General features: G+C 70.3%; 6 protein-coding genes and 1 pseudogene. 3 read left to right on the top strand and 4 right to left on the bottom strand.

All coding sequences use genetic code 11. The features are described 5' to 3' along the window. Positions 1-90 precede the first annotated feature (90 nt). Positions 91-618 (top strand): annotated as a pseudogene (locus tag ACWDAK_RS34370) (aldo/keto reductase); the annotation flags it as partial. A 187-nt stretch (positions 619-805) separates the two neighbouring features. On the opposite strand, the gene ACWDAK_RS34365 reads toward ACWDAK_RS34370, so the two are convergent. The 3 genes from ACWDAK_RS34365 to ACWDAK_RS34355 all read right to left on the bottom strand — a co-directional run bounded on the left by ACWDAK_RS34365 (position 806) and on the right by ACWDAK_RS34355 (position 4,216). Then, positions 806-1,954 (bottom strand): hypothetical protein, encoded by a 1,149-nt coding sequence (locus ACWDAK_RS34365; RefSeq protein ID WP_427395723.1) that lies wholly within the window; start codon positions 1,952-1,954, stop codon positions 806-808. Then, on the bottom strand, positions 1,951-3,663 hold the full coding sequence (locus tag ACWDAK_RS34360; RefSeq protein ID WP_427395722.1) for a hypothetical protein: 1,713 nt from the start codon (positions 3,661-3,663) through the stop codon (positions 1,951-1,953). The genes ACWDAK_RS34365 and ACWDAK_RS34360 overlap by 4 nt, the downstream gene beginning before the upstream one ends. Before the next feature lie 196 nt (positions 3,664-3,859). Beyond that, positions 3,860-4,216: a winged helix-turn-helix transcriptional regulator gene (locus ACWDAK_RS34355; protein ID WP_344641295.1), complete on the bottom strand. Its 357-nt coding sequence runs from the start codon at positions 4,214-4,216 to the stop codon at positions 3,860-3,862. Positions 4,217-4,311: 95 nt separating this feature from the next. On the opposite strand from ACWDAK_RS34355, the gene ACWDAK_RS34350 reads away from it, so the two are divergent. Beyond that, the gene (locus ACWDAK_RS34350; RefSeq protein ID WP_344641296.1) at positions 4,312-4,962 is read left to right on the top strand and encodes an FMN-dependent NADH-azoreductase; all 651 of its coding nucleotides are present in this window, start codon (positions 4,312-4,314) and stop codon (positions 4,960-4,962) included. Positions 4,963-5,076: 114 nt separating this feature from the next. Here the strand turns inward: ACWDAK_RS34350 and ACWDAK_RS34345 are convergent, their stop codons facing one another. Next, positions 5,077-5,481 carry a hypothetical protein gene (locus ACWDAK_RS34345; protein WP_427395721.1) on the bottom strand — a complete coding sequence of 135 codons (405 nt, stop codon included), beginning with the start codon at positions 5,479-5,481 and terminating at the stop codon, positions 5,077-5,079. A 245-nt stretch (positions 5,482-5,726) separates the two neighbouring features. Between ACWDAK_RS34345 and ACWDAK_RS34340 the strand changes: the two genes are divergently transcribed. After that, on the top strand, positions 5,727-6,467 hold the full coding sequence (locus tag ACWDAK_RS34340) for a nucleotidyltransferase family protein (RefSeq protein ID WP_344641298.1): 741 nt from the start codon (positions 5,727-5,729) through the stop codon (positions 6,465-6,467). Positions 6,468-6,542: the final 75 nt, after the last annotated feature.

Raw genomic sequence — 6,542 nt, 5'->3', positions numbered from 1 at the left:
GTCCAACTCCACCTCCTCGAACTCCTCGGCATCGAAGTCACCCGAACCCGCTGGCCACAGACCTGAAACGGTGACCTGCGAAGTACGGGGCTAGGACGGGACCACCTGGACGTCGTCAACCTGCGCAGGAACGGGATCACTTCGATCGCAGAGCACTTCGGTGCGTTGGCCGAGCTGCGTGACGCGGGGCTCATCCGCCATCTGGGCCTCTCCAGCGTCACGCCCGAACACCTGGCGGAGGCCCAGGCCATCGCACCCGTGGTCTGCGTGCAGAACTGGTACGGCCTCGACAAGCGACTGGCGGACGTCAACGGCCTGCTGGACAGCTGCCGTGAGCAGGGCATCGCGTTCGTGCCGTTCTTCGCGATCTCGGGCCACCAGCGCGAGGCAGCCGCCGGTGACACCCACGACGAGGCCGTCGTGGAGATCGCCCGCGCACACGGTGCGACACCCGCGCAGGTCCGATTGGCCTGGACGTTGCACCGTGGGCCGCATGTGCTCGCGATCCCGGGCACCTCCAAGCCGGACCACCTGGCGGAGAACATCGCCGCCGGTGCGCTGCGGCTGTCCCAGACGGATCTGGACCGCCTGCAGGCCATCCCGCACGGCGACGCCTGACGGAGGTCGTCGAAAGGCGGGAGTGACGCGCCGGTTCTGGCGCGCTGGCCGGTGCGCAGCCCCACGCGTCGAAGGTGACGGCGGCGGTGCACCCGGCCCGTGGGCGGGCGGGGGACACCGGCCGGGAGGAGAGACCTCGGACGGCCGGGCCACCCGAGCGTGCGAGCAACTGCCCTGGACGAGACGGTCAGCGGCGGCGGGTGCGGGAGGTGGGGTGCGGGGCGGCGTGGTAGCCGTGGGCGGAGAGCGAGCTGATGTGTCTGGCGGCCTCGGCCGCTCCGGCCGGGGCGGTGGGCACTTGGAGGCACGCGGTCTTCGGCGGGGTGGTGCTCTGGCCGAAGCGGCAGGCGACCGCGCTCAGTCTGATGGTGATGTAGTCGGCGATCTGCGCACCGTACTGGATGGGCGTGCCGTTGATGGTGATGTCGCCCACGGTGAAGCCCTTGTCCTGGGGCACCTCGTAGACGAACCGGACCGGGTGGGACTCGTCGCCGCGCCGGCGGGTCCAGTAGCTCTTGGGGTCGGAGCCGTCCGGGGTGGCCCAGCCGTCGGTCTTCAGGTCGTCGAAGTAGAGGCCGACCGGGTCGGCGAGGGCGATGTCGGCCTTCTGGCGGGCGAGGGCGTTCACCGCCCCGCCGATGTGCGGGTCGCTGTTGCGTTCCGGCTCTCCGTACCGGCTGCACTGGATGAGGTCCTGGTCGGTGGTCAGCTCCGTGCCGTCGATGTTCCGCACGATGGTGGCCGCGGCGGCGAGTTCGATCTCGGCGCCGAGGGTGTTGTTGGCCTGGATCAGGTGCATGGCGCCGTGGCTCGTGGAGTCGTTCCACTGGTTGCGCGGCTGGTAGGTGCCGGTGGCGCCGAAGAGGTCGCCGTGCTTCACGTCGGGGCTGATGTGGGTCTGGTAGAGCTGGAGGACCTTGGCCGGGTCGGACTGTGCGAGGAGGTTCCAGTACTCCGGGCCCTCGCAGGTGAACATCACCTTGGTGATCTTCCCCGAGGCGGGATCGCGGGTGACGCTCCACTCGCAGTACTCGTCCTGGACGTCCCGGCTGGCGTCGGCGCGCTGCCACCGCTGGATGTCGCTGAGCGAGTGGACCTTGATCCGGCGGGGGAAGGCCGTCCAGGTGACCGTGGCCTGCTGGGCGTCGGCGGCGGTGTCCGTCTTGGTGAGGTCGTAGAACTGGCTGCGGGGGCTGTCGTTGAGGACTTGCGAGGGATCGGGCCCCTTGATCGCCTGGTCGACACTGTCGCCGATGAACATGCTCCAGGCCTTCAGCCCGGTGTCGTCGAGATCGTCGAGGTTTCCGGGCGGGCCGTAGGAGTTGATGGTGTTCAAGAGGGATCCTTCCCTGAAGGGGGACCGGAGGGCGGAGTTCCGCCCGGGGCGGGGGACGGCCGGGACGGCCTGGGGGCGACGGTGCCGTCCTCGAGCATCTGGAGACCGGGCGCATTCGGGGGGATGTTGGTGACCGGCAGGGTGAGTTCGAACTCGTTGAGCCGCATCGCCCTGAAGTCGCGGCGGCGGGACTCGGCCAGCCGCACGTAGTCGTCGAAGCCGGCCGAGGTGCTGATCAGCTTCGCGACCCGGCCCAGGTAGTCGTCGATGCGCTGGGCGAAGACCGCGGGCCAGCTGTCGTCGGACAGCGCCCAGTCGGCCGCGAACCGGCTCTCGGGGCTGTGACCGGGCAGGTTCGCGGCGGCTTGGGAGATCGCCTGGACGATCTGGTCCTGCAGGGCCGTGACGGCGGTCGGCGTGCTGGGCACATGGGCCATCAGCTGTGCTCGGGCCGGGCTGAACACCGGGTTGGTGAAGTCGAGCATGAGCGCGCAGGCTGCGAACTTGGCGGTGATGACGCCCTGCCGCACCAGCTGCCGCACCACGTCGTTGTCCTCGTAGGCGGCCTCCGGCACCACGAAGGCGAAGAAGGTGTCGCCGGGCTGGGAGAACCCGCTCGCCTTCTCCTCCAGGTGGAATCCGAAGGCGGACAGGCCGGCGACGTAGAGGGCGGCGGGCGCCATGGGCAGGGCGGAACCCACGGGGAGGGCGAGGTCGTCCAGCAGGGCGTCCTTGTTCAACCAGAAACCCGCCGGCAGTGCCAGGTCTCCGCCGGACGTCGTGATGACCGAACTCTGGGTCGCCGAACTGGCCAGGTTCACCGTGGTGCTGGTGAACAGATGGCGCATCAGGTGGTCGGGCTGCGCCACGCTGCCGTCTCGGGTGACGGCGGCCAGGCGCGCGGTCGTCCAGCGGCTGATCAGCGAGCGGACGGTGAGTTCGAGACTCTCCCCGCCGATGACCTGCTGGTACAGCGGGTTGGCGCGGAGCGGGTCGTCCGGGGCGAGCTGGATCGTCGCGGCCTGGGACTGCCAGTTGATCCAGGGCAGCTTCAACTCCTTCATCACCACACTGCCGTTGATGTGGCTGTCGAAGCACCCGTTCCCACGGGAGCCGGAGGCCAGGGCCGACCACGAGTTGCCCGCCCAGACCCAGGCCGGACTGATCCGCATGTAGTAGTTGAAGACCCCGGCGGCCTGGTCCCAGGCGGCGACCTGAAGGAACGTCGTCGCGGGGTCGCTGTCGGCTCCGGTGCTGATCAGCAGGTCCACCTCCCGGCCCTGAACGGCGCGGGTGATGGCGAACCGCAGGTCACGCGGCAGGTCGACCCCGGGAGGGATCTGCCCGGCCTCGCTGATCAGGTGGACGGACTGGGGCGCCGCGGCCGTCGGCTGCGGAAGGCCGGCGAGGAGATCCTGGACCGTCATCGGGTACTTGTTCTGCTGGAAGAAGACCGTGGCCATCGGGTCGCCCAGCTCCTGCAGCTCCTGAGCATCGAGCGGGCGCGCCTGCTGATCGATGCCGGAGACGTAGCGGTACAGCGTTGCCGCCCCAGCCACCAGGGAGCCGGGATCACCGATCGCGGCCAGCACGGCATGCCTGGTGGCGGCCCCGACCGCCGGATCCCGGGCGGAATCCCCCGAGTCGCCAGCGCCCGGGTCTCGCAGCAGCCAGGCGGTCGCACGCCGGCGCTCTCGGAAGCCGTCCACCGATTCCGCCCTTCGTCAGCGAACTCTCGCCAGCGAGGCTAGACGCGAGCCATCCGTAGGGTTGGATCCCGCTCGGCGTGCCTTCGGGCGTCACCCGCGCGCACCGGAGCGGGCCGCCTTCAGCGCAGGGCCGCGCCCGAGCGGGTCCGCCCGGCCGCGTCTGCCCGGCCGGTGACCGCAGTTTCGTGGACGCGGCTCATGCCTCGCGCCCGCAGGCTCCGCCGCCGTTCAGATGCTCGGCCGCCCAGCGCCCCAGCTCCACCAGGGCGGGCTCCAGAGCCTTCCCCGATTCGGTCAGCCGGTAGGAGACCCGCAGCGGCGGTCCGGCGTCCACCTCCCGCAGGACCAGGCCCGCCGTGCCGAGTTCGGTGAGCCGGTCCGACAGCATGCGTTCGCTGATGCCCGGGATGGCCCGCCGCAGATCGGCGAAGTGCGCGGGGCCCGGGAGCAGTGTGGCGACGATCAGGCCCGTCCAGCGCTTGCCGAAGAGCTGGAAGACGCGGGTCACGCCTTCGTCGACTTTTCTGCAGGCCTGCTCGCTGTGGTTCGGCATGTACTCCAGGGTAGTCGCCGTATGGAGCTGTAAAAACGTAAGTGACTGTGTTATTAATAGCTACGTAAGATTCTTTCGAAACACCGGAGCTTCCCATGGCCACCCTGCTGCACCTCGACTCCTCCGCCCTCTCCCACGGCTCCGCCTCGCGCGAGGTGACGGCCACCTTCCGCAAGGCGTGGGAGGAGCAGCACCCCGAGGGCAAGGTCGTGTACCGCGATCTCGCGGCCGAGCCGCTGCCGCACCTCTCCGCCGCCGGCATCACCGCGGCCTTCACCGACCCGGCCGACCACACGGAGGAGCAGAAGGCCGCCCTCGCCCTGCGTACCGAGCTGGTCGAGGAGCTGGAGGCGGCGGACGCGGTACTCATCGGCGCCCCCATGTACAACTTCACGATCCCCTCCAGCCTCAAGGCCTGGCTGGACCAGGTGATCATCATGGGCCGCACCGGCGGCGAGAACTCCACCGTCGCGGGCAAGCCGGTCACCGTGGTCGCCAGCCGCGGCGGCGCCTACGGGCCGGGCACCCCGCGTGAGGGCTTCGAGTTCGCGGCCAACTACCTCGAGAAGGTGCTGAGCGGCCTGCTCGGCCTCGAGGTGGTCGACGTCATCGTGCCCGAGCTGACCCTGGCGCGTACCGTCCCGGCGATGGCCGACCTGGTCGGAGCGGCCGACGCCTCCCGGGCCCAGGCCCACGAGGCGGCCGCCGCCAAGGCCAAGGAGCTGGCGGCCCGCCTCTCCGCCTGATCGGCGCTCCGGGATTCCGTGCGGCCCTCCAGTCGAGCCACCCGGCTGGAGGGCGCCGCCGAACCGTTTTCCGCCAGGAGCTGGTCGGTGACCCTCGCCGGTCGGCGGCGGGTCCTACCGGGCGGCGGCGACCAGGACGCGGCGCAACGGGAGCGCAGTGGCGAGGACGAACACCCCGAAGACCGTGATCGGCAGCAGCCCGACCGGACGGAGACAGGTGGCCGGGTGATGGAGGACGATGTCCCGTTGGAGCCACCAGTTCGCGGCGAGGTCGGCGAGCATCACCGCGGCACCGAGGTACGGGCCGACGGGGCGGGCGGTGACGACCAGCAGTGCGACCAACGGGTCCAGCAAGAGCAGGGCGTGGAACAGCAGTTGGAGCGCGAGGGGCGCGTAGCCGTAGGCATGTAGGCCGCCCGTGACGACGTCGTACGCATGCGCTCCGGTGCCTTCGAGGAACCCGGCGACGTACCCCGCCATGACCCACCACGCCCAACGCGGGCGATTCCCCCATCCCATGCCGCCCAGCCTAAGGGCCGCCCGGTAACCGCCCTCTTCAGGGGCAGGGTTGACGGGCAGCCGATCCCGCCACTCGATGGGCGGCTCTGCCGGGCAGCGGGTCAGGGAGACCTCGCCGGAGCCGGTGTCGGAGCCACCGCAGTGAGGCGAGGCCCGACGTCCCTCGGGTTGATCGCGAACCTGCCGCTCGCCCGTGCGGAGCATTTCGGAGCGGCGAGGACGGGCGTGGCGTACGCTGAGTTGCTGTGTCGCAACTCACGGGTGGCGTGGACTTCGGGGATGTCGGCCTCGGCGCGGTGCGTCAGGCGGTCGTCCTGGCCGGCGGCTTCGGCAGCCGGTTGCGGCCACTGACGCAGACCCTGCCGAAGCCGATGGTCGAAGTGCACCGCACACCCATCCTGCGCCATCAACTCGACTGGTTCGCCGAGTCTGGCGTGGAACAGGTCGTCGTCTCCGCGGGCTACCTGGCTCAGGTGATCAGCGACTACCTCACTTCCCACCGGCTGCCGTTGCGTACGGACGTGGTGGTCGAGGAACGGCCCCTGGGGCGGGGCGGGGGACTCAAGCTGGCGGCCACCGCCCTGGAGCGGCCCGACGAGCCGTGGCTGGCCGTGTACGGGGACATCTGGACGCGGTTCTCGCTCACCGGGATGTTCGCTCACCACCGGCGGCACGCCGCGCTGGCCACGGTTGCCCTGCCCCGCCCCTGGTTGCCCAGGGGCAGCGCCGACTGTGACGAGCGGGGCAGGGTGACCGCACTCGACTCGCGTGTGCCACCGCCGCTACGGGTCAACGGCGGCGTCTACGTCTTCGACCCGCGGGTTGTGGAGCTGCTGCCCGACGAGGGCGACCACGAGCAGGTCACCCTTCCCCGACTGATCCAAGCACGTCAGCTGATGGGCTATCCGGTGGACGGCCCGTGGCGGGCAATCAACACGCCACACGACCTGGACGACATCGAACGCGAACTCGTCGGCCACAACTGACGCGTGGAAGAGGAGCCTCGTCGATCGAACGGGAGTCTCGGCCGAGTGTCGCCGGACGGCCGGCGCTGGCACTCT

This window comes from Kitasatospora sp. NPDC001175, assembly GCF_053598215.1.
Note: the sequence above shows the minus strand (reverse complement) of the source record. Positions and strands in the feature narration are given on the sequence as shown.

Bases quoted from the DNA above. Each gene is read 5' to 3' on its own strand.
- ACWDAK_RS34345 (WP_427395721.1), bottom strand. From the start codon at position 5,481: ATGGGATGGGGGAATCGCCCGCGTTGGGCGTGGTGGGTCATGGCGGGG.
- ACWDAK_RS34350 (WP_344641296.1), top strand. From the start codon at position 4,312: ATGGCCACCCTGCTGCACCTCGACTCCTCCGCCCTCTCCCACGGCTCC.
- ACWDAK_RS34355 (WP_344641295.1), bottom strand. From the start codon at position 4,216: ATGCCGAACCACAGCGAGCAGGCCTGCAGAAAAGTCGACGAAGGCGTG.